The organism is Aquabacterium sp. (assembly GCF_016234775.1).
Lineage (GTDB): Bacteria > Pseudomonadota > Gammaproteobacteria > Burkholderiales > Burkholderiaceae_C > Aquabacterium.
The window spans coordinates 49,027-71,957 of record NZ_JACRAH010000049.1 but is presented as its reverse complement, the minus strand read 5'-3'; the positions used below and the strand labels follow the sequence as shown (position 1 = coordinate 71,957).

Annotated in this window: 21 protein-coding genes; 8 read left to right on the top strand and 13 right to left on the bottom strand. The window is 62.5% G+C overall.

Annotated features, from left to right (window positions below):
- Positions 1-5: 5 nt before the first annotated feature.
- The 4 genes from HY836_RS15060 to HY836_RS15045 all read right to left on the bottom strand — a co-directional run bounded on the left by HY836_RS15060 (position 6) and on the right by HY836_RS15045 (position 1,671).
- Positions 6-548 carry a chemotaxis protein CheW gene (locus HY836_RS15060; RefSeq protein WP_290677436.1) on the bottom strand — a complete coding sequence of 181 codons (543 nt, stop codon included), beginning with the start codon at positions 546-548 and terminating at the stop codon, positions 6-8.
- Positions 549-589: 41 nt separating this feature from the next.
- Positions 590-955 (bottom strand): response regulator, encoded by a 366-nt coding sequence (locus HY836_RS15055; RefSeq protein ID WP_290677433.1) that lies wholly within the window; start codon positions 953-955, stop codon positions 590-592.
- Positions 956-1,054: 99 nt separating this feature from the next.
- Positions 1,055-1,453, bottom strand: coding sequence for a response regulator (locus HY836_RS15050; RefSeq protein ID WP_290677430.1), 399 nt, complete (start codon positions 1,451-1,453; stop codon positions 1,055-1,057).
- Between the two features lie 65 nt (positions 1,454-1,518).
- Positions 1,519-1,671 carry a rubredoxin gene (locus HY836_RS15045; RefSeq protein WP_290645506.1) on the bottom strand — a complete coding sequence of 51 codons (153 nt, stop codon included), beginning with the start codon at positions 1,669-1,671 and terminating at the stop codon, positions 1,519-1,521.
- Positions 1,672-1,877: 206 nt separating this feature from the next.
- Between HY836_RS15045 and HY836_RS15040 the strand changes: the two genes are divergently transcribed.
- The 3 genes from HY836_RS15040 to mpl are packed head-to-tail and all read left to right on the top strand — an operon-like array spanning position 1,878 to position 5,462.
- Positions 1,878-2,756 (top strand): bifunctional hydroxymethylpyrimidine kinase/phosphomethylpyrimidine kinase, encoded by an 879-nt coding sequence (locus tag HY836_RS15040; protein ID WP_290677428.1) that lies wholly within the window; start codon positions 1,878-1,880, stop codon positions 2,754-2,756.
- 29 nt (positions 2,757-2,785) lie between these two features.
- Positions 2,786-4,078 carry a glutamate-1-semialdehyde 2,1-aminomutase gene (gene hemL / locus HY836_RS15035; RefSeq protein ID WP_290677425.1) on the top strand — a complete coding sequence of 431 codons (1,293 nt, stop codon included), beginning with the start codon at positions 2,786-2,788 and terminating at the stop codon, positions 4,076-4,078.
- Positions 4,079-4,085: 7 nt separating this feature from the next.
- Positions 4,086-5,462 (top strand): UDP-N-acetylmuramate:L-alanyl-gamma-D-glutamyl-meso-diaminopimelate ligase, encoded by a 1,377-nt coding sequence (gene mpl / locus HY836_RS15030; protein WP_290677421.1) that lies wholly within the window; start codon positions 4,086-4,088, stop codon positions 5,460-5,462.
- A gap of 28 nt (positions 5,463-5,490) precedes the next feature.
- Here mpl and ugpQ read toward each other — a convergent pair whose 3' ends face one another.
- Positions 5,491-6,303: a glycerophosphodiester phosphodiesterase gene (gene ugpQ, locus HY836_RS15025; protein WP_290677419.1), complete on the bottom strand. Its 813-nt coding sequence runs from the start codon at positions 6,301-6,303 to the stop codon at positions 5,491-5,493.
- 235 nt (positions 6,304-6,538) lie between these two features.
- On the opposite strand from ugpQ, the gene HY836_RS15020 reads away from it, so the two are divergent.
- Together HY836_RS15020 and HY836_RS15015 are read left to right on the top strand one after the other, a co-directional pair.
- Positions 6,539-10,537, top strand: coding sequence for a DUF3683 domain-containing protein (locus HY836_RS15020; protein WP_290677416.1), 3,999 nt, complete (start codon positions 6,539-6,541; stop codon positions 10,535-10,537).
- Between the two features lie 2 nt (positions 10,538-10,539).
- On the top strand, positions 10,540-10,986 hold the full coding sequence (locus HY836_RS15015; protein WP_290677413.1) for an HIT family protein: 447 nt from the start codon (positions 10,540-10,542) through the stop codon (positions 10,984-10,986).
- Positions 10,987-11,000: 14 nt separating this feature from the next.
- On the opposite strand, the gene HY836_RS15010 is transcribed toward HY836_RS15015, so the two are convergent.
- Positions 11,001-11,672 (bottom strand): TetR/AcrR family transcriptional regulator, encoded by a 672-nt coding sequence (locus HY836_RS15010; RefSeq protein WP_290677410.1) that lies wholly within the window; start codon positions 11,670-11,672, stop codon positions 11,001-11,003.
- Between the two features lie 125 nt (positions 11,673-11,797).
- Here HY836_RS15010 and HY836_RS15005 point away from each other — a divergent pair, with 125 nt between their 5' ends.
- Positions 11,798-12,682, top strand: coding sequence for a metal-dependent hydrolase (locus HY836_RS15005; RefSeq protein ID WP_290677407.1), 885 nt, complete (start codon positions 11,798-11,800; stop codon positions 12,680-12,682).
- Here the strand turns inward: HY836_RS15005 and HY836_RS15000 are convergent.
- The 6 genes from HY836_RS15000 to HY836_RS14975 form a co-directional block, all read right to left on the bottom strand.
- On the bottom strand, positions 12,672-14,195 hold the full coding sequence (locus HY836_RS15000; RefSeq protein WP_290677404.1) for a methyl-accepting chemotaxis protein: 1,524 nt from the start codon (positions 14,193-14,195) through the stop codon (positions 12,672-12,674). The two genes, HY836_RS15005 and HY836_RS15000, sit on opposite strands and share 11 nt — an antisense overlap.
- A gap of 17 nt (positions 14,196-14,212) precedes the next feature.
- A complete protein-coding gene (locus HY836_RS14995; protein ID WP_290677401.1) occupies positions 14,213-14,671 on the bottom strand; it encodes a cache domain-containing protein in 459 nt (152 codons plus the stop codon).
- Positions 14,672-14,681: 10 nt separating this feature from the next.
- On the bottom strand, positions 14,682-15,158 hold the full coding sequence (locus tag HY836_RS14990) for a chemotaxis protein CheW (protein ID WP_290677398.1): 477 nt from the start codon (positions 15,156-15,158) through the stop codon (positions 14,682-14,684).
- 20 nt (positions 15,159-15,178) lie between these two features.
- A complete protein-coding gene (locus HY836_RS14985; protein ID WP_290677395.1) occupies positions 15,179-17,368 on the bottom strand; it encodes a chemotaxis protein CheW in 2,190 nt (729 codons plus the stop codon).
- A 42-nt stretch (positions 17,369-17,410) separates the two neighbouring features.
- Complete coding sequence (locus HY836_RS14980) at positions 17,411-17,773, bottom strand: response regulator (RefSeq protein ID WP_290677393.1); 363 nt, start codon at positions 17,771-17,773, stop codon at positions 17,411-17,413.
- A gap of 95 nt (positions 17,774-17,868) precedes the next feature.
- Positions 17,869-18,321, bottom strand: a complete 453-nt coding sequence (locus HY836_RS14975; protein WP_290677390.1) for a hypothetical protein — start codon at positions 18,319-18,321, stop codon at positions 17,869-17,871.
- Between the two features lie 230 nt (positions 18,322-18,551).
- Here HY836_RS14975 and HY836_RS14970 point away from each other — a divergent pair, with 230 nt between their 5' ends.
- Positions 18,552-19,748, top strand: a complete 1,197-nt coding sequence (locus HY836_RS14970) for a response regulator (RefSeq protein ID WP_290677387.1) — start codon at positions 18,552-18,554, stop codon at positions 19,746-19,748.
- Between the two features lie 20 nt (positions 19,749-19,768).
- Positions 19,769-20,398 carry a response regulator transcription factor gene (locus HY836_RS14965; protein ID WP_290677384.1) on the top strand — a complete coding sequence of 210 codons (630 nt, stop codon included), beginning with the start codon at positions 19,769-19,771 and terminating at the stop codon, positions 20,396-20,398.
- Positions 20,399-20,431: 33 nt separating this feature from the next.
- On the opposite strand, the gene HY836_RS14960 is transcribed toward HY836_RS14965, so the two are convergent.
- Positions 20,432-22,918: a UvrD-helicase domain-containing protein gene (locus HY836_RS14960; protein WP_290677382.1), complete on the bottom strand. Its 2,487-nt coding sequence runs from the start codon at positions 22,916-22,918 to the stop codon at positions 20,432-20,434.
- Positions 22,919-22,931: the final 13 nt, after the last annotated feature.

The window sequence follows — 22,931 nt, the reverse complement described above, 5'->3', positions numbered from 1 at the left end:
ACCCGTCAAACATCTATTTTCAAAAAGGCCTCGTCAGCCACCAGGCTGACCAGGTCGAGTTCGTACCAGGTGCGCCCTTGCGCGTCATTCAATTGCTGCCCGATGAAGTGGGGCTTGGGTGCGCCACCCGCATCTTCGGCTGGGGTCAGGGCGCTGGCATTGCGCAAGCCCATCAGGCGATCGATCAGCAAGGCCGCATTCATCTGCAGCCCCGAATTGAAGGCGATCAGACGGCCGGCATCGCGCGCCGCCACTTCAGCCAGATTGCGGGTCTGGCGCTGGGGCAAACCCAGAAAGGCCGCCATATCGACCACGCCGTGCAACTGCCCCCGCAGATTCGCCACACCCAGGAACCAGCCCTGACTGTGAGGTACCGGTTGAATGGGCGACAAGGGGAAAATTTCGCCGGCCTGATCCAGCGACAGCAGGAAGCCATGGCCAGCGATCTCGACGGCCAGCCAGCTGCGAGCAGGCGCCTGCTGGCGCACCATCTGCAGACGATCTGCCAGACGTTGCTGCAACTCCCTCAGGGCTTCTTTATTGGCCATCTGGATGCGCTCTCTTGTTCTTTCTTATTGCTCTTTCGATCTCAACCGAAGGCTTTGATCTTGGACAGCAGCTCGTCAGGATTGACCGGCTTGACCACGTAGTCACGTGCCCCCTGGCGCATGCCCCAGACACGATCGGTTTCCTGATTCTTGCTGGTGCAGATGATGACCGGCACATTGGCAAACGAGGGATCGCGCGTGATGGCGCGGGTCAGCTGGAAGCCGTTCTGGCCGGGCATGACCACGTCCATCAGGATCAGGTCAGGCTTTTCTTCCTGCAGACGGCGCATGGCTTCTTCACCGTTCTCGGCCGTTTTGACCTGGTAGCCCTTTTTCGTGAGCAACTCGGACAGCACGTGCAGCTCGGTCTTGGAATCGTCAACCAGCAATATTTTCTGAATGGGCATTTCAACTCCTCAGTGCACGCTCGCCTGCGCTTTCAAAGCCAGCTAGCGCACACGCATTATTCACCTTGTCGGACAAACGACAGACAAGCTCTGTTGCACTCAACCGGCGCTGTATTGCGCCACGGCCTGCAACAATTGGTCCTTGGTAAAAGGCTTGGTCAGGTAATCTTGCGAACCCACCATGCGCCCGCGTGCCTTGTCAAACAAGCCATCCTTCGAGGACAGCATGATCACCGGCGTATTGGTAAAGCGCGGGTTTCTTTTGATGATGGCGCAGGTCTGATACCCGTCCAGGCGGGGCATCAGAATGTCACAAAAAATAACATCTGGATGGTGGTCGTTGACCTTCGAGAGCGCGTCAAAACCATCTTCGGCCAGCACGACTTCATATCCGCCCTGCTTCAGGAAGATTTCCGCACTGCGACGAATGGTGTTGCTGTCGTCGATGACGAGCACTTTGGTTGCCGCCTTCACTTCGGGGCTATCTGCATCAGACACGGACGCGTTCCTCCAGACTGCCAGCGCCTCTTGAGGCCCTGGACAAATTCAGTTCGATCAAGGAATCAGACCTGGACCATCTCGAAGTCGTCCTTGCGCGCACCGCACTCGGGACAGACCCAGTTCATCGGAACGTCTTCCCAGCGGGTGCCGGGCGCGATACCCTCTTCAGGTAATCCGGCGGCTTCGTCATAAATCCAGCCGCAAATCAGGCACATCCAGGTACGAAACTCGTTCACGTCGGTCCAAACCAGCTTGAATACAATGAACTGATTGTAGCCATCAGCCGCTCCCGCAAATCCGAGGGTTTGTGGGCACGGGCTCACCTTCTAGCCAATACTGCACACGCATGAACGCCCCCCAGACAGGTCCAACAGACCACACCGCCCCCGATGACCAGGACGCGGGCTCGCCAGCATGCGTCATGAGTTTCAATGCCAACGACGCCAGCGGCGCCTCCGGCATTGGTGCTGATATCGCCACCATTTCCGCCATGGGCGCGCACGCGCTGCCCGTGGTCACCAGCCTCCTGATTCGTGACTCAGCAGAGGTGTTCGAGTCGCACGAGATCGATTCCGACGCCATCGTGGACCAGGCGCGCAGCGTGCTGGAAGACGTCACGATCGCCTCGTGGAAGGTCGGCTTCCTGGGCAGCGCAGACGGCATCAGCGCCGTCGCCGAGATCCTGTCCGATTACACAGACACCCCGCTGGTGTCCTATCTTCCCAACCTGTCATGGCTGGAAGAAGACGCCCAGATGGCTTACCTGGAGGCCTTCCGAGAATTAATTCTGCCGGCCAGCCACGTGTTGGTGGGAAACCACAAGACCTTGACCGATTTCCTGCTGCCCGAGTGGGATGCCGAGCGCGCGCCCTCTGCCCGTGAGCTGGCCGTGGCCGCCGCCGAGCATGGCTGCGGCTATGTGCTGGTCACCGGGGTGCAATTGCCCGACCAGTTCATCGACAACGTGCTGGCATCGCCGCAAGGTGCCGTCGCCGGTGAGCGATTCGAGCGGTTCGAAGCCAGTTTCGTGGGTGCGGGAGACACCCTGTCGGCCGCACTGGCCGCCATCCTGGCCAGCGGCACCGAGCTGGATGTGGCCGTCTCGGAAGCCTTGAGCTTCCTGGATCAGGCTCTGGATTCGGGCTTCCGCCCTGGCATGGGTGGCGTGGTGCCCGATCGCTTCTTCTGGGCCTTGCCGCCTGGCGAACAGCCTCCCGAGGGCGTGGTGACGGACGAATCCACCCACCCCGAGATGGACGACGCCAACATCCCGCCTCCGCACGCACGCAACGTGCACTGATCGCTTTCGATCAACATCAAGCAGTCTGCATGACCACGAACGCCTCGCTTTTTGAACGCGCCCAGCGCGTCATCCCTGGCGGCGTCAACTCGCCCGTGCGCGCCTTCCGCGCCGTGGGCGGTACGCCCCGTTTCATCACCCGTGCCCAGGGCGCCTACATCTGGGACGCCGAAGACCAGCGCTACATCGACTACATCGGCTCCTGGGGCCCGATGATCCTGGGCCATGGCCACCCTGAAGTGGTGGAAGCCGTGCAAAAAGCCGTGCTGGAAGGCTTCTCCTTCGGTGCCCCCACCGAGCGCGAGATCGAACTGGCTGAAGAGATCCTGAAGATCGTGCCCAGCGCCGAGCAGGTGCGTCTGGTGAGCTCGGGCACGGAGGCCGGCATGAGCGCCATCCGCCTGGCGCGCGGCTTCACGGGCCGCAGCAAGCTGATCAAATTCGAAGGCTGTTACCACGGCCATGCCGACGCGCTGCTGGTCAAGGCCGGCTCGGGCCTGGCCACCTTCGGCCACCCCACCAGCGCGGGCGTGCCGCCTGAAGTGGTGCAGCACACCCTCGTGCTGGAGTACAACAACATCGCGCAGATCGAAGAAGCCTTTGCCACGCAAGGCGCCGACATCGCTTGCGTGATGATCGAGCCGATTGCCGGCAACATGAACTTCGTGCGCGCCAGCGTGCCCTTCATCCAACGCATCCGTGAGCTGTGCGACCAGCACGGCGCTCTGTTCGTGTTCGACGAGGTGATGAGCGGCTTCCGCGTGGCCCTGGGCAGCGCACAAAGCCTCTATGCCCAAGCCCTGCCCGGCTTCAAGCCGGACATCAGCGTGTTCGGCAAGGTCATTGGCGGTGGCATGCCGCTGGCCGCGTTTGCAGCATCGAAAGTGATCATGGCCAAGCTGGCCCCGCTGGGCCCGGTCTACCAGGCCGGCACCCTGTCGGGCAACCCGGTGGCCACGGCCTGTGGTCTGGCCACGCTCAAGCTGATCCAGCGCCCGGGCTTCTTCGATGCCTTGTCCGCCTCCACCCGCAGCCTGATGGCGGGCTTCGAAACCGAAGCCAAGGCCGCCGGCGTCGAGCTGACCACCGATTGTGAAGGCGGCATGTTCGGCTTCTTCTTTGCCGACCACCTGCCCCAGCATTACCAGGCGGTGATGGCCAAGGGCACGGACAAGTTCAACAAGTTCTTCCACCTCATGCTGGACCAGGGCGTGTACCTGGCACCGGCCATGTATGAGGCCGGCTTCGTGAGCGCGGCGCACACGGCCGATGACATCGCCCAAACCGTGGCGGCAGCCGGCAAGGCCTTCCGCCAACTCTGAGCATTCCATGCACATTCACATTCTTGGCATTTGCGGCACCTTCATGGGTGGCGTGGCGGCCCTGGCCCGCGAAGCTGGCCACCGCGTGACCGGCTGCGACGCCGGCGTCTACCCGCCCATGAGCGACCAGCTCCGCGCCCTGGGCATCGACTTGATCGAGGGCTACGGCGTCGATCAGATCGACCTCAAGCCGGATCTGTTCGTGATCGGCAACGTGGTGTCGCGCGGCAACCCGCTGATGGAAGCCATCCTCAACGCCGGCCTGCCCTACACCAGCGGCCCCCAATGGCTGAGCGAGAACGTCCTGCAGGGTCGCCACGTGCTGGCTGTGGCCGGCACGCACGGCAAGACCACGACCACGTCCATGCTGACCTGGATCCTGGAGTTCGCCGGCAAGCAGCCGGGCTTTCTGGTGGGCGGCGTGCCACAGAACTTCGGCGTGTCTGCCCGCCTGGGTGAGATCGCCGCTGACAAGCGCCCCGCGTCCGGCCACCCCTTCGTGATCGAGGCCGACGAGTACGACACCGCCTTCTTCGACAAGCGCAGCAAGTTCGTGCACTACCGCCCGCGCACGGCCATCCTCAACAACCTCGAATTCGACCACGCCGACATCTTCGCCGACCTGGCCGCCATCGAGACGCAGTTCCACCACCTGGTGCGCACCGTGCCCGGCACCGGCCGACTCGTGGTGAACGCCCGCGAAGAATCGCTGGACCGCGTGCTCGCGCGCGGCTGCTGGAGCGACGTGGCCCGTTTTGGCGTGCGTGGCGACACCCCCGGCTTCCGCGCCCGTGGCGAGCCCCATTCGTTTGACGTGCTCAAGGCCGGCGTGCTGGTGGGCCGTGTGGAATGGGCGCTGCAAGGCGAACACAACCAGATGAACGCCCTGGCCGCCATTGCCGCGGCCGAGCATGTGGGCGTGACGCCGCAACAGGCCTGCGAGGCCCTGGGCCAGTTCGCCAACGTGAAGCGCCGCATGGAGGTCAAGGGCGAAGTCAGGGGCATCACCGTGTACGACGACTTTGCCCACCACCCCACCGCCATCCGCACCACGGTGGACGGCCTGCGCCGCAAACTGGCGCCGGGCACGCGCATCCTGGCCGTGTTCGAGCCGCGCTCCAACACCATGAAGCTGGGCACCATGAAGGCGCTGCTGCCCTGGTCCCTGGAAGAAGCCGATCTGGCCTTCTGCCACAGCGGCGGCCTGGGTTGGGACGCCAACGAGGCGCTGGTGGAGATGGGTGAGCGTGCCATCGTGGCCGACACCATCGACAGCTTGGTGGCCAAAGTGGTCAAGCACGCGAAACCGGGCGATCAGGTCCTGTGCATGAGCAACGGGGGCTTCGGCGGCGTGCACGACAAGCTGCTCAAGGCCCTGGCCTGAGCCGCTTCACGTCACCGCCAAGCGCTGGTCAGCAGGCGAACTCTTCCGCCTCGACCATCAGCCGAGCCGGGTTGGCACCCAGACGAGCCTGAGGCTCGAACAGGTCCACCCGGTCGGTGATCAGACCGTCCAGCCCAGACAGCCACAAGGTGCTGGCGCGTGAGGCGTCATTGACCGTGTAGGTCAGCACCTTCAGGCCACCTGCGTGCCCTGCGGCGATACGCTCTTCGTCCAGTTGCGTCTGGTTGACCACCAGCGCCTGGCAGCCCAGAACGAGCGCAGTGTCCACCGCATCGCGGTTCCACTTGTCGAGCAGGAGCGCGCGAGGCAACTCAGGCTGAGCCTCCTGCGCAGCCCTCAGCGCCTCGACGCTGAACGAGCTCAACAAGGGCTTGATTTGCGACTGGGCCCACAGACGGGCCACATGTTGCGCAACCACCCGGCCGGTGCGCACCTCTTCGCCAGGCGTGGGTTTGATCTCCAGATTGACCATCAGCCCCAGCGCCTGCAGCCAGCGCGCCAGGGATTCAAGCCTCAGCAAAGGCTCGCCCGCATAAGTACGGCCATGCCAGCTACCGGCATCCAGGCGCGACAGGGCATCCCACTTCTGAACGCCCGCCACGCCCTGGCCATTGGTGGTGCGATCCAGTTCGGCATCGTGCAAGAGGAAGGGCTCACCATCCGCGCTGAGCTTGACGTCGCACTCGAACATGGCAAAGCCATGCTCGGCGCCCAGACGGAAGGCCGCCATGGTGTTTTCGGGGGCGAGCTTGCCTGCACCCCGGTGAGCGATCCAGCAGGGATATGGCCAGGAAACGGCTTGGGATCCGGTATTGGTCATGGCGAACTCGACTTCTGAGTATTCTGAACTGGTGGTCAGAATACCGATTTGAGCCTAGCCTAAACGAAGCCAGAAGACCCTGTCGGTTGCCCTTTTCTGCCCGAGGGCATGACCTGCTGCGTTAACATCTCGCCTCAGGCGCGAAAACCACCCTCCCCGCAGTGCCTGGGCGTTGACCATCAACCCCAGGCGAATTGCTCTTTGTTGAACCGGTTTGTTCGCGTCTGGCGCCCTCATGAACGCACCCATCGAGTTGACCCACATGACCGCCCAGGCCGCCGAAGCACACGGCGACGGCCAGCCCCGCCTGCGCGAGATCCCCTATAACTACACCTCCTTTTCGGACCGTGAAATCGTTCTGCGTCTGCTGGGCCAACGTGCCTGGGAGGTGCTGAGCCTGCTGCGTACCGAGCGCCAGACCGGCCGCTCCGCCCGCATGCTCTACGAAGTGCTGGGTGACATCTGGGTCGTGCAGCGCAACCCCTATCTGCAAGACGACCTGCTGGACAACCCCAAGCGCCGCGGCCAGCTGATCGAAGCCCTGCATCACCGCCTGGGTGAGGTCGACAAGCGCCGCCAACCCACCCAGGACGCTGGCAACGACAGCTCGCGCGACAACCTTGTCGGTGAGTTGCTGAACGCCGCCCGTGGCGCGATCGACCGCTTTGCCAGGACCTTCGAGCACATGGGCGAGTTGCGTGAGCGCACCAACAAGGTCCTGCGCAAGGTCACCCGACACGACAACATCAAGTTCGATGGCCTCAGCCGCGTCTCGCACGTGACCGACGCCACCGACTGGCGCGTCGAATACCCCTTCGTCGTGCTGACGCCGGACACCGAAGAAGAGATGGCCGCCCTGGTCAAGGGCTGCGTCGAGCTCGGGCTGACCATCATCCCGCGTGGGGGTGGCACCGGCTACACCGGTGGCGCCGTGCCGCTGACCTGGAAGAGCGCGGTGATCAACACCGAAAAGCTCGAACAGATGACCGAAGTCGAGATGGTGACCCTGCCCGGCGTGAGCAAGCCCGTGGCCACCATCTGGACAGGTGCCGGCGTGGTGACACAACGCGTGGCCGATGCGGCCGAGCGTGGCGGCTTCGTGTTCGCGGTGGACCCAACATCGGCTGAAGCCTCGTGCGTGGGCGGCAACATCGCCATGAACGCCGGCGGCAAGAAGGCCGTGCTGTGGGGCACCGCGCTGGACAACCTCGCCTCGTGGCGCATGGTCACACCGGATGCCGAATGGCTGGAGGTGGTGCGCCTCGATCACAACCTGGGCAAGATCCACGATGTGGCGACTGCCAGCTTCGAGCTGAAGTACTTCCAGGCCGATGGCAAGACCCCGATCCGCACAGAGCGCCTCGACATCCCCGGCCGCGTCTTCCGCAAGGAAGGCCTGGGCAAGGACGTCACCGACAAGTTCCTCGCCGGCCTGCCCGGCATCCAGAAGGAAGGCTGTGACGGCCTGATCACCAGCGCTCGCTGGGTCGTGCACCGCATGCCCAAGCACGTGCGCACCGTGTGCCTGGAGTTCTTCGGCAACCCCACCGAGGGCGTGCCATCGATCGTCGAGATCAAGGACTTCATGTTCGAGGAAATGAAGCAGGCTGGCGGCGCCATCCTGGCTGGTCTCGAACACCTGGACGACCGCTACCTGCGCGCCGTCGGCTATGCCACCAAGAGCAAGCGCGGCACCCTGCCCAAGATGGTGCTCGTGGGTGACATCGTCGGTGACGACGAAGACCGCGTGGCCCGCGCCACCAGCGAAGTCATCCGCCTGGCCAATGGCCGCTCGGGCGAAGGCTTCGTGGCCGTGAGCGCCGATGCCCGCAAGAAGTTCTGGGCCGACCGCAAACGCACCGCCGCGATCGCCAAGCACACCAACGCCTTCAAGGTGAACGAAGACGTGGTGATCCCGCTGCCACGCATGGGCGAGTACACGCTGGGCATCGAGCGCATCAACATCGAGCTGAGCCTGCGCAACAAGCTGGCCATTGCCGATGCGCTGACCGCCTTCGTTCAAAGCGGCAACCTGCCCATGGGCAAAGTGGAAGACGCCGAAGAACTGCCCAGCCCCGAGCAGCTCGCCGAGAAGGTCGCTGCCGCGCTGGCGCAACTCAATGCGGTACGCGCTCGCTGGCAGTTCCTGTACGACCACATCGACAGCCCCTTGACGCAAGTGGGCGATCAACTGGTCGCACTGGGCTACGAACAGCATCGCAACGGCACCTACACACCCACCGCCGGCGACACCGTGTTCAACCTGCTGCAGACTTGGGTCGTCCGCGCCAGCTGGAAGCGCGAGATCCGCGATGAACTCGCCAAGATCTTCAACGGCGCGGCCCTGAGCACCATCGTTGACGAGCTCAAGCGCATCCACAAGCAGGTGCTGCGTGGCCGCGTGTGGGTGGCCCTGCACATGCACGCCGGCGACGGCAACGTGCACACCAACCTGCCCGTCAACAGCGACAACTACGAGATGCTGCAAACGGCGCACGAAGCCGTGGGCCGCATCATGAAGCTCGCCCGCTCGCTCGATGGCGTGATCTCCGGCGAACACGGCATCGGCATCACCAAGCTCGAATTCCTGACGGAAGCCGAGATGGCCAACTTCACGGCCTACAAGCAGAAGGTGGACCCTGAAGGCCGCTTCAACAAGGGCAAGCTGCTGCGCGGTGCCGCCCTGAAGGCCCTGGGCGATGACGTGCATGCCGCCGACCTGACCGAGGCCTACACGCCTTCCTTCGGCCTGATGGGACACGAGTCGCTGATCATGCAGCAGTCGGACATCGGCGACATCGCCACCTCCGTCAAGGACTGCCTGCGCTGCGGCAAGTGCAAACCGGTGTGCGCCACCCACGTGCCGCGCGCCAACCTGCTCTACAGCCCGCGCAACAAGATCCTGGCCACCTCGCTGCTGGTCGAAGCCTTCCTGTACGAAGAGCAGACCCGCCGCGGCGTGTCCATCAAGCATTGGGAAGAGGTCGAGGACGTGGCCGACCACTGCACGGTCTGCCACAAGTGCCTGACGCCCTGCCCGGTCAAGATCGACTTCGGCGACGTGTCGATGGCCATGCGCAACCTGCTGAACAAACTGGGCAAGAAGAGCTTCCGCCCAGCCGGTGCAGCAGGCATGGCCATGCTCAACACCAACAACCCGCAGACGATCAAGCTGATCCGCACAGCCCTGGTTGATGTGGCCATGCCGCTGCAACGCGTGGCGCATGACGTGATGAAGGTGGTGGCGCGCAAGCAGACCGACGCGCCGCCCGCCTCGGTTGGCAAGGCCCCGTTGAAGCAGGAAATCATCCACTTCATCAACAAGAAGATGCCGGGTGGCCTGCCCAAGAAGACCGCCCGCGCCTTGCTGGACATCGAAGACAAGGACTACGTCCCCATCATCCGCAACCCCAAGGGCACCACGGCCGATACCGAGGCGGTGTTCTACTTCCCTGGTTGCGGCTCGGAGCGCTTGTTCTCGCAAGTCGGCCTGGCCACGCAAGCCATGCTGTGGCATGCCGGCGTGCAGACCGTGCTGCCACCGGGCTACCTGTGCTGCGGCTATCCGCAACGCGGTGCCGGTCAGTTCGACAAGGCCGAGAAAATGATCACCGACAACCGGGTGCTGTTCCACCGTGTGGCCAACACGCTGAACTACCTGGACATCAAGACGGTGGTCGTGTCCTGCGGCACCTGCTACGACCAGTTGCAGGGCTATCAGTTCGACAAGATCTTCCCGGGCTGCCGCATCATCGACATCCACGAGTACCTGCTCGAGAAGGGCATCACGCTGAACAACAGCAAGGGTGCCTTCCTGTACCACGACCCCTGCCACACGCCCATGAAGCTGCAGGACCCGATGAAGACCGTCAAGGCCCTGGTGGGCGATGGCGTCATCAAGTCCGACCGCTGCTGCGGCGAAGCCGGTACCCTGGCCGTGAACCGCCCCGATATCTCCACGCAGATCCGCTTCCGCAAGGAAGAAGAGATCCGCAAGGGCGAGGCCGAACTGCGCGGCAAGGGCCTGATCGGCGAGAAGGAAGACGTCAAGATCCTGACCTCCTGCCCGGCTTGCCTGCAAGGCCTGAGCCGCTACGGTGAAGACACGGCCAACGGTTTGCTGGAAGCCGACTACATCGTGGTCGAGATGGCCAAGCAGATCCTGGGCGACAACTGGATGCCGGAGTACGTGGCCAAGGCCAATAACGGCGGCATCGAACGGGTGCTGGTCTGACCATGGGACAACTCGATACATCGCGCGTCGTGGGATGCGAACTGTGCGTGCAGGATGGGGGCATCCTCATCGTGCGCACGGACAAGTTGCGCGTGATCCGCGCTGAAGATGCGGATCACCCCGCCTTCTACCGCGTCATCTGGAACGACCACGTCGCCGAATGGACCGACCTGGTCCCGGAAGACCGCAGCCACATCATGCAAGCGGTGGCCAAGGTCGAAACCGTGCTGCGCGAGGCGCTGTCGCCCTCCAAGATCAACCTGGCTTCGCTGGGCAATGTGGTGCCGCACCTGCACTGGCACGTGATCGCCCGCTATGACTGGGATGCGCGCTGGCCTGCACCGGTGTGGGCCCCCATGCAGCGTGAGGTAGTCGACGCCGCCGGGCGTCTGGCCATGCCACTGGAGCAACTCGACGCGCTGGTGGCCAGCGCCCTGCGAGCCCGCTGAATTCAAGCGGGCGCTCAGGCCTGCGCTTCCCCTGAGCTCCCCGAGGCCCCTGCTCCCCCGGATGTGCCACCCTGCCGCCTTGCAAGCTGGCGCTCCATGCGCACATAGTGACTCACCATGTGCGCCAGCCCGTCCACGAGCTCATCGTAAGTGATGGGCGGGTTCGGATCCGACATGTGACGGATCACGGTGAACATCCCCGCGTTGACGAAGATATAGCTCATCGCGGCAAAGCGCTGCATGCCCGCGTACTGCGGGTTGTGCAGCAGGAACTGCACGATGATGTCGCCCAACGAGCGCGACACATCGGTCAGATCGAAACGCACATCGGCATTGAACACCTCTCGCGCGTACTGCAGGTAACGTTGCTCATCGCGCAGCAGGAGTGCCTGCACGTCGTACAGGATGGTCGGGATGGCCTGCGTCAGCGGCAGGCGCACGATGCGCGGCGTCAAGGGCTGCAAGACACCGATCAGATCGCGCACGAAGCGGTCCCGCATGGCCTCGTAGATCGCTTCCTTGTTCTTGAAATACTCGTACAGCGAGCCCACGCTGACGCCCGCGATATCGGCGATGTGCGTGGTGGTCGTGCCCGCCAGGCCGTGGCGCCCCAGGCTGATGTAGCCCGCGTCCAGGATGGCTTCGACGGTGGACTTGGCGCGCTGCTGTCGGGGAATGCGTTGCATGGGCAAGGGGCCTTCGGCGGGAAAACAGAGATCCGAATTGAATCCGAATAAAAATTCGGAACAAACTGGCGCTGATTATCGTGCACGTCAAGCCAACGTGCCACCTTCAGTACGGAGACGCCAACATGTCAGAAGCCACCGCAGCACGTTCCCTCACCGGCGCCCAGGTGGGCATCCCGCCCCGCCACATCGACTTCAAGTTCTCACGCAACGCTGACCGCTACTTCTTCTACGACAACAACCCGCTGGCCAGCCTGCTGTTCGTGGTGTTTTCCGGCGCCTTCCCGCCGGGCGAGCGCTTCTTCATGGAATCGGTGCGCCACTTCCGCGATCAGATTCAGGATCCCGTGCTGAAGGCCCAGGTATCGGGCTTCATGGGCCAGGAGGCCCTGCACAGCCGCGAGCACGGTCGGCTCAATGAACTGTTCCGCGAGCGTGGTCAGGACGTGGATCTGGCTGAACGCTATGTGCGTTTCGGCCTGCGCCAGCTGGAACGCTTCTCACCGCGCCTGCAACTGGCCTGCACCACGATGATGGAGCACTTCACCGCCCACCTGGCCGAAGAGTGGCTCACCAACAAGGCGCTGACCGAATCGTCCGATCCGGAGATGCTCAAGCTCTGGTACTGGCATGCGCTGGAAGAGCTGGAGCACAAATCCGTGGCCTATGACGTGTTCGAGCTCATTGGCGGCACCCAGAAGGAGCGCAAACAGGCCGGATGGCTGGTAGGCCTTTTCGTGATGCCCGCCGTGGTGGCCGCCTGGCTGCGCCTGCTGATCAAGGAGGGACACTTGTTCAACCGCGCAGAAAACCGCCGCGGCTACCGGGCACTGTTCGGGCGTGGTGCGCTCATCAGCAATGTGCTTCGCCACATGCCCAAGTTCTGGCGGCGCAAATTCCACCCACGGCAGCAGCAGACCCAGGCCCTGGAAGACGCCTGGCGCGCCCGCCTGTTCGGCCCCGAGGGCGATCTGGTCGACGTCTACCGCAACCCCAAGGCTACAGCCTGAACTTGCCCACAACCTCGGTCAGCGTCTGAGCCTGCGCTTTCAGGCTCTCGGCCGCTGCCGCAGACTCTTCGACCAATGCGGCGTTTTGCTGCGTCATCCGATCCAGGTGCGTCACGGCCGCATTGATCTGGCCAATGCCGTGCGACTCCTGCTCGGCGGCCTGCGTGATCTCGCTGATGATCTGCGTCACGCGCTCCACGCCGGCCACGATGTCCTGCATGGACGCACCGGCCTCCTGAACCAGCTTGGTACCCGCTTCAACCCGCTCGGTAGAGGAGTTGATCAGAGACTTGATCTCGCGAGCTGCGTCTGCACTGCGCTTGGCCAGCGAACGGACCTCACCCGCGACCACGGCAAAGCCACGCCCCTGCTCACCCGCTCGGGCCGCTTCAACGGCGGCATTCAAGGCCAGGATATTGGTCTGGAACGCGATGCCATCGATCACACTGATGATCTCGTTGATCTTGCGCGAAGCGGTATCGATGTCAGCCATATTGGACACCACTTGCCCCATGACATCGCCGCCGCGCTTGGCGGCATCCGAGGCAGAGTGCACCAGGCTGTTGGCCGTGCGGGCCGACTCCACTGTGTGCCGCACCGTGCCCGTCAGTTGCTCCATGGACGAAGCCGTCTCCTGCAAGCTGGACGCCGTGTTCTCGGTCCGATTGCTCAAATCCTGATTGCCCGCTGCGATCTCGGACGACGATTGGCCGATGGAGGTCGCCGCTGACTGCACTGTCATGATCGACGACGACAACTCCCGCACCATGCGCCCCAGTGCATCCAGCAACTGACCCACTTCGTCATTGCGCAGGCTTTGAATCTTCTGATCGAAGTGCCCCCGGGCCACCTCTTCTGCTGCGTGCGCCGCTAGATGGATATCACGAATGATCCGACCCTGCGTCATCCACGCATAGCCAAATGCGCCACCCGCACCCAGCAGGCACAGCGCGGCAATCAGCATGATCTGACGGGTCGAATGGGCCTCCACGGCTTGCACTTCCACCTGGGCTTGCTGTTGCACCTTGGCCACCAACATCACCAGTTGGGCGATCAGCTTCTTGTACTGCTCGTCCGTGGACTGCAGCGCGGCCACGCCGGTATTGGGGTCCATGGCGGCCATGTCCATCGCCATGTCGGCCGACTTCACATAGTCAAGAGACAGCTTCTCGAACGCCTTGGCGGCGTCGGACTGCCTGTCAGCATCCGACAACAACTGCATCACCACCTGGCGTACTTGCGACACACGCTCAGGAATGCTGCCTCGAATCTGCTTGGCCTTGTCGTCATCCAGCGAGGCCATGATGGCCATCGTTCGATAGAGCATCACGTGCACATCGGCTAGCTTTTCCTGCGCGCCGGTGATGGCCACCTGCTCATGGGTGCTAGCTTCGTGCACCTGATGACTCGTTTTCTGGAACGAGGTCATGACGCCGACAAAACCCAGCAGCGCCAAAAACAAGACCGCACAGGCCAGAGCCGGTGCGGTCAACAGTTGAGTACGCAGTTTCATGGACTCAACCAGTGTTTTTACTTGTAGATGCCACCGCAAACCACGGTTTCATCGAGCTTCTCGCAATACATGCTCTTGGGCTCGATCTTCTTGGTCTCTGGATTCGTGAACTTGTAGTCCTGCCAGAAGGTCCCGTGAGACTTTGCCAGGTCAACGCGCTCCTTGACGAAGGCCTTGCCATCGATGTCTTTGAGTTCGATGAGGTTCTTGCCGATCATCTTGGCATTGGCACCATGCGCCTTGACGGTACCGTCCAGCCCATAGACCACCAGATACAGGTCCTGGTTGTGCCAGGCTGCATTGCCCTTGTCGGAGAACTCCGCATAGGCTTTATCGGCACCGCCAGCCTTGACAGCTGCCACGCCCTTCTTGACCATCGTCACGGCATCATCCTTGGTGGCGCCACCATCAGCAGCCATGGCCACGCCCGTCAATACGGACAAGGACAGGACAACAGCACACTTGAGTTTGTTCATTTCCAGCTCCTTAATCAACGAGACCCATATCCTGGCTCATCAACATGCTCTCGATGTCCAGCAAAATGACCATGCGCTCACCCACCTGGGCCAACCCGCGAATGTAGGTGGCTTCAATCGCCGATGACATTTCCGGTGCCGGGCGCATGGCCTCGGCGGGAATTTCCATCACATCGCTGACCGAGTCCACCACCACACCGATGGTGCGCTGACCAATGTGCAGGATGATCGACACGGTGAAGGCGTTGTACTCCGCCGAGGAGCAACCAAAACGCATACGCAGGTCGACGATAGGGACAATCGTGCCGCGCAGGTTGACCACTCCCTTGAGGAAGTGCGGTGCATTGGCGATGCGCGTGGGGTTTTCATAGCCACGGATTTCCTGCACCTTCAGAATGTCGATGCCGTACTCTTCATCGCCCAGGCGGAAGGTCAGGTACTCGCGTGCCAGATCGGCCTGCACGTCCAGTTTTTCCATCATGCCCATTGCATGGTCTCCTGTGTAACTCAGTGACGCGAGCGACGCACGAGGCTGCCCACATCCAGAATCAAGGCCACCCGGCCGTCACCCATGATGGTGGCGCCCGATACATCGTTGACTTTGCGGTAGTTGGTCTCGAGGTTCTTGACCACCACCTGCTGTTGCCCCAGCAGTTCGTCGACCAGCAGGGCCACACGGCCGCTTTCTGCCTCGACCACCACCATGATCCCGCTGTTGTGCTCCCAGTCGAAACGGGGCACCTGGAAGACCTTCTCCAGCTCGATCACCGGCATGTACTCGTCGCGCACTTCCACTACACGGCCGGAACCACCGATGGTCTTGACCATCTCCTGGCTGACCTGGAAGGACTCGACCACCGACGACAGCGGCAGGATGTAGACCTCTTCGCCCACACCCACGCTCATGCCGTCCATGATGGCCAGCGTCAGTGGCAGGCGAACCGCCACACGCATGCCGTAGCCTTCGGCGGAATCGATTTCCACCGTGCCGCCCAGCGAGGTGATGTTCTTCTTGACCACGTCCATGCCGACACCGCGGCCAGACACATCGGTCACCACATCGGCTGTCGAGAAGCCCGGTGCGAAAATCAGGTTCCAGACTTCGGAATCAGTCAGGCTGTCAGGGGCATCAATGCCCTTTTCACGGGCCTTGCGCAGCAGCTTTTCGCGAGACAGACCGCGCCCATCGTCACGCACTTCGATCACGATGGAGCCACCTTGATGCGAGGCCGCCAGGGTGATGGTGCCGACTTCAGGTTTGCCGTTGGCCAGGCGATCTGCTGGCATTTCGACGCCGTGGTCGCAGGAGTTGCGCACCAGGTGAGTCAGCGGGTCGGTGATCTTCTCGACCAGGCCCTTGTCCAGTTCGGTGGCTTCACCCTGGGTGACCAGTTCGACCTTCTTGCCCAGCTTGTTGGCCAGGTCGCGCAGCATGCGAGGGAAGCGGCTGAACACCGTCGACATCGGAATCATCCGGATCGACATCACGGCTTCCTGCAGGTCGCGGGTATTGCGGTCCAGATCGGTCAGGCCGGTCACCAGTTGCTGGTAGACGACCGGGTCCAGGCCACGGCTGTTCTGAGCCAGCATGGCCTGCGTGATCACCAGTTCGCCCACCAGGTTGATGAGCTGGTCGACCTTTTCAACCGACACGCGAATCGTGGAGGCTTCCAGAGCCGCTGCGGGCTTCTCCGCCTTGGGTGCGGCGGGCTTGGCAGCCGCTGCCACCGGTTTGGGTTGCTGGGGTTCAGCAGATGCGGTTGCTGCGGGCTTGCCACCAGCAGGTGCACCAGGTGCATCGTCAAAAAAGCCATAACCCTTTTCTGGTGCGGCAACAGGCTCTGCAGGCTTGGCGGCAGCCTCGACAGGCTCGAAGAAGCCGTAGCCGGGATCCTTGGCTGGTGCGGCCGCAGCGGGTGCGGCAGCATCTCCGTAAGCCACGAAGGCCACTTGTTCACGTGCCACATGGAAAGTGAACAAGTCCATCAGGTCAGATTCGGCCGATGCGGTGTCCACCTTGTAGCGGCGGGTGTTGGCCAGCGAGGGATCATCAGGCAGCGGCTCGATGGTACCCAGGTCCGTGATTTCCTTGAACAGGTCAACCAGATTGTCGGCCTGAGACATGTCGGTCAGAGGGCCGACGCGCAACTCGACGACACGCTTGCCCGTGGTCGGTGCGGCACCGCCAGCAGCGGCTTGTGCGGCCACTGACGCAGCAGGCGCTTCGGCCTTCACGACGGGAGCGTCAGCAGCCTCGGCAGCAGCAGCGGGTGGTGCCTCACCGGCCACCATGGCGCGAATATTAAATAGCAGTTCAGTGGTATCGACCTCATCACCACCGGAGCCCTGATGGCGACCCAGCATGGCCTTGAGCGCGTCACCCGATTGGAGCAGCACATCCACCATCGGCGGCGTGGGCACCAGTTCGTGACGGCGCAGCTTGTCCAGCAGCGTCTCCATCTGGTGAGTCAGTTCGGCCACATCGCTGAAACCGAAAGTCGCAGCACCGCCCTTGATGGAGTGGGCGCAGCGGAAGATGGCGTTCATCTCCTCGTCATCTGCAGCCGTGATGTCAAGCTCCAACAGGAGCTGCTCCATGTTCTCAAGGTTCTCACCAGCCTCTTCGAAGAAGACTTGATAGAACTGGCTGAGGTCAATGCCTGCTGCCGAGCTGTTGTCAGTGCTTGTTTCTGCCATCTCTGACTCCTGGAATTCGTCGTGACGCTGTGTCCGCGTGACTTAGCGGATGACCTTTTGAATCACTTCGATCAGCTTGTTCGGATCGAAGGGCTTCACCAGCCAACCTGTGGCACCGGCGGCGCGACCTGCCTGCTTCATCTGGTCGCTTGACTCGGTGGTCAACATGAGGATGGGGGTGGTCTTGAACTGGGCGGTTTCACGCAGCTTCTTGGTCAGGCTGATGCCATCCATGCGGGGCATGTTCTGATCGGTCAGCACCAGATCGAAACTGCGACCCTGCGCTTTTTCGAAGGCGTCCTGGCCGTCAACCGCTTCGACGACGTTGTAGCCAGCGCTCTTGAGCGTGAAGGAAACCATTTGACGCATGGATGCAGAATCGTCGACGGCAAGAATCGAGTGCATGTCGCTCTCCGGTGCTTAGTGAAGGCTTGTTAGCAGGCTGAAAGGGGTAAACCAGTCAATAGGCGGACGGTATTTCGGCTGGTGGGACGGCTTCTTTAGAACAACTCGACCGAACCGGCGTCCACCTCGTCCTGGGTGACCGGGTTCGGTTTCATGGGGGCTTCGTCCACAATCGCTGCGCCATCCGGGTCGTCGTCGCCAAGGGCATCCCGGGCGATCTGGTCGGCACAATTTCGCAGGCGTTTGTTCGTGTGGGCGATCAACTGGGTCGCCATGTCCTGGAACTGCAAGGCCGTCACGGTCTTGTACAGGGTCTGTCGGACAGCTTGAAGATGGGGGGTAACCTCGTGGCCCAGGTCGATGACCTCGCCCAGCTGACCCGCCGTACCGTGAAAGCCGTCCATGAGGACCACGCAGGCGTCGTCCAGAAGGCGTTGCAGCCGCTCCAGATCATTGGAAGCGGTCATCAAATGGTCTTGCAGCTCGGCTGCAAGCAACAGAGGCATCTCGGGAGGCGGGGAAGCGACGGATTCGTCGTCGTAGCTCATCTTGGCTCCACTCAACCAGGTTTCGAAAACTGGCCGCCTTTGACCAGACGGCTTGGCACAAGGACCTTTTCGGCTGAATCCGGGTGATCCTTAATACCGATATCAACAAGATCACACGGCTTTGCCAGTTGTTAGAATTTTTCGCATTTCCAGCAGTCATGTGTTCACAATGACACGGGAAAACTTGGCGCAAATCGCCAGATCAAAGGAGCGAAGAGCCTGTGCCCGACATGCCCCCCACCCCGGAACCGGCCTTTTCCGGCCACCAGACCATGGCACCTGTGAAACTGCGCGTCCTGCATCTGGAGGACAACGACGAAGACCATGCGCTCGTTGCCGTGCACCTTCGCCGTGGCGGCATCAATACCGACATCGTCCGAGTAGAGAACGAAGCGGCCCTGGCCGAAGCACTGGAGCAGGAGTGGGATTTGATCCTGTCCGACTACAACCTGCCGGGCTACTCCGGCCTGGCCGCGCTGGACAAGGTTCGCTCGATGGGCAAGCTGGTGCCCTTCATTCTGGTATCGGGCGAAATTGGCGAAGACATCGCCGTGCAGGCCATGCGCAATGGCGCCAACGACTACCTGCTCAAAAGCAATCTGGCCCGCCTGGCGCCTGCCGCCTTGCTGGCCATTGAGGCCAACCGCACCCGCATTGCCAAGCAGCGTGCCGACCACGCCTTGAGCCGATCACGCCAGCAACTGCGCGAGCTTGCCCAGCACTTGCAGACCAGCATCGAGCAGGAGCGTGCCGCCATCGCGCGTGAAATCCATGACGATGTGGGTGGCGCGCTGACCGCCGTGAAATTCGATCTGGCCTGGATTGCCCGTCACGCAGGTTCACCAGAAATCGCCGAGCGCGTGCAACAGGCGCTGGAGTCGGTTGGCCACGCCCATGAGGCCAGCCAGCGCATCATGCACAACCTGCGCCCCGCCATCCTGGAGCAAGGCCTGGTAGCGGCGCTGCAATGGATGAGTGACCGGTTTGCCAAACGCACGGGGCTCCAAGTGGCGTTCCGCACCAGCCACGAAAAGCTTCAACTCGCACCTGGCGTGCCCCTGGTGGCCTACCGTTTTGCTCAGGAGGCGCTCACCAATGTCTCCAAACACGCACAGGCCAGCAAAGTCAGCGTCGATCTGACGCAGGCAGGCGGCGTCTTGTCCATCGAAGTGACTGACAATGGCAGAGGCTTGAGCGCGGAAGATCTGGCCAAGGCACGGTCCTTTGGTATCCGTGGCCTGCATGAGCGGGCCGAAACGGTTGGCGGCTGGGTTGACATCAGCAGCAACCCCGACGGCACCACCTTGATCCTGTCCGTGCCGCTCTCCGGCCCCGAGAATGGTTTCATTGACCGTCTCCTGCCCGATCTGGATCAATCCGGCTCAAGCAACGAGACTGACCCGGACGACCCCACTGTTTGGGGCTGAGCGATCACCCACGCCCGACCATGATCAAAGTCATTCTTTGCGACGACCACGCCCTGATCCGACGCGGCATCCGCGACACGCTGGCCGATGCGCCAGACATCGATGTCGTGGGCGAGGCCGCCGATTACGGTGAACTGCGCACCTTGCTGCGCGACAAGAGTTGCGATGTGCTCGTGCTGGACATCAATCTGCCTGGACGCAGCGGCCTGGACGTGCTGCATGTGCTCAAGGAAGAAGGCAGCACGCTCAAGGTGCTGGTCGTCTCGATGTATCCGGAAGACCAGTACGCCATGCGGGCGCTCAAGGCCGGCGCTTCTGGCTACCTGAACAAGGGCAGCGACGCGGCGCAGATCGTGGCGGCCGTGCGCACCGTGTCGCAAGGCAAGAAATACGTCACGCCCGAGATGGCGCAGATGCTGGTCGACAACCTGACCACGCCTGCTCAGGAAGATGCGCACCAGAAGTTGTCTGACCGTGAGCTGCAGACCCTGGTGATGATTGCGTCGGGCAAGCGTTTGTCGGACATCGCCGAGCAATTGCTGCTCAGCCCCAAGACGGTGAGCGTGTACCGGGCACGGGTGCTGGAAAAACTGGGCCTGACCAACAATTCCGAGTTGACGGTTTACGCCATCCGCAACGGGCTGGTGTAAGTTGGTTGCCGGGGTGCCCCACCCCGATTGCCCTTACTCGATTGGCGTGAGCTTGGCCACGCTCAGCATCAACCACTTGGTGCCGTGTCGGCCGAAGTTCACCTGCACGCGCGCATCCGGGCCGCTGCCTTCCACCGTGAGCACCACGCCCTCGCCAAACTTGTTGTGGAAGACGCTCTGGCCTGCACGGAAGCCCCCTTCCGTCTTGGCTTGCGCCATCTTGCTGGGCAAGGGTGCCGTGAGATCCTTGAAATCGTCTTCCTTCTTCGCGCCATAGGGCTGGCCGCCATAACCGCCGCGGCTGCCGCCGCCGTAGCCGCCTGAACCTTGATTCGAGCGATAAGGCTGGGCGCCTGCGCCCACCATCGAGCCCATGCCCTTGCCGCTGGACCAGGCATCGTTGTACGACTTGGCAAAACCCGAGCCAAAGCCCTGGTTGCGCGGCGTGAGCCACTTCAAGGCGCCTTCCGGCAACTCATCGAGGAAGCGGCTCTTGATGTTGTAGCGCGTCTGCCCGTGCAGCATGCGCGTCTGGCTGAAGCTGATGTGCAGGCGCTGGCGGGCTCGCGTGATCGCCACGTACATCAGGCGGCGCTCCTCTTCCAGCCCTTCCGTCGTGTTCAAGGAGTTCTCGTGGGGGAACAAGCCTTCTTCCAGGCCGCTCAGGAACACGTTGTTGAACTCCAGGCCCTTGGCCGCGTGAATGGTCATCAACTGCACGGCGTCCTGCCCCGCCTGCGCCTGGTTGTCGCCGGCCTCCAATGAGGCATGCGTCAAAAAGGCCAGCAAGGGCGAGATGATTTCGCCGGTCTCGGCATCGGGCAGCGTGTCGACGCGGGCCACCGCCGCCGGCAGACCTTCGGACAAGGTGCCCGCGGGCTCGTCCACAGGCAGCGCGACGGCATCCTTGCCGAAACCTTCCTGTGTCACGAAGGCCTCCGCCGCGTTGACCAGTTCACCCAGGTTTTCCAGCCGCTCCTGGCCTTCCTTCTCGTTGCGATAGAAATCGGCCAGGCCGGATGCTTCCACCACATGCTCGATGATCTGGCGCAGCGTGAGGCCCCGCGTGGCTTCACGCATCGCATCGATCAAGGCCACGAAGCCCTGCAGATTGGCGCCGGTCTTGCCAGGCACCGCCGTCACGCTCTGGCTCAGGCTGCGCGCCGACGAGCGAGCCGCGTCCTGCAGCAGCTCCACACTGCGTGCGCCAATGCCGCGCGCGGGGAAGTTCACCACGCGCAGGAAACTGGTGTCGTCGTTCGGGTTCTCAAGCAGGCGCAAGTAGGCCAGCGCGTGTTTCACTTCCGCGCGCTCGAAGAAGCGCAATCCGCCATACACCTTGTAGGGCACGCCGGCATTGAACAAGGCCGACTCGATCACCCGCGACTGCGCATTGCTGCGATACAGCACGGCCACCTCGTGCAGGGGCTGGCCATCGCGCTTGAACTGGCGGGCCTCATCCACCATCCAGGCGGCTTCGGCAAAGTCACTGCTGGCTTCGTAGATGCGGATGGGTTCACCCTGGCCCGCATCGGTGCGCAGGTTCTTGCCCAGGCGTTTGCTGTTCTGGGCGATCAGCGTGTTGGCCGCATCCAGGATGTGCCCGAAGCTGCGGTAGTTCTGCTCCAGCTTGATCACGCGCGGCACACGAAACTCGCGCTCGAAATCAGCCATGTTGCCCACCTGGGCACCACGGAAGGCATAGATGCTCTGGTCGTCATCGCCCACGGCAAACACGCTGTTGCCGGTCACGGCAGGGTTGCCCGCGAACATCTTGAGCCACAGGTACTGCAGGTTGTTCGTGTCCTGGAACTCGTCCACCAGGATGTGCTTGAAGCGGCGCTGGTAGTGCTCGCGCACCTCGGGGTGATCGCGCATGATCTCGTAGGTACGCAGCATCAGCTCGGCAAAGTCGACCACGCCCTCGCGCGTGCACTGGTCTTCATAAGCCTGGTAGACGGCCAACTGCATGCGGCCAAGCTCATCGCGTGGCTGGATGTCCTTGGGGCGCAAGCCGGCGTCCTTCGCATTGGCGATGAAGTAGCTCGTCTGCTTGGGGATGCACTTTTCTTCGTCGAACTTCAGCGCCTTGATGATGCGCTTGACGGCCGAGAGCTGGTCCTGCGTATCCAGGATCTGAAAAGCCTGCGGCAGGCCCGCCACCTTGGCGTGCGCACGCAGAAAGCGGTTGCACAGGCCGTGGAAGGTGCCGATCCACATCGCTCGGGTATTGAGCGGCAGCATGGCTGACAAACGCGCCTGCATTTCCTTGGCGGCCTTGTTGGTGAAAGTCACGGCCATGATGCCTGCGGGCGACACCTGCCCCGTCTGCAGCAACCAGGCAATGCGGGTGGTCAGTACCCGCGTCTTGCCCGAGCCCGCCCCCGCCAGGATCAAGGCGGGCCCTGGGGGCGCGGTCACTGCCGCCAATTGCTCCGGATTGAGCCCCACCAGCATGGGGGAGTTGCCCACAGGGGGCGGTTCAGGGAACAATTCAGTGGTGTCAGTGCGCTCATTCATTCAAAAATTGTAG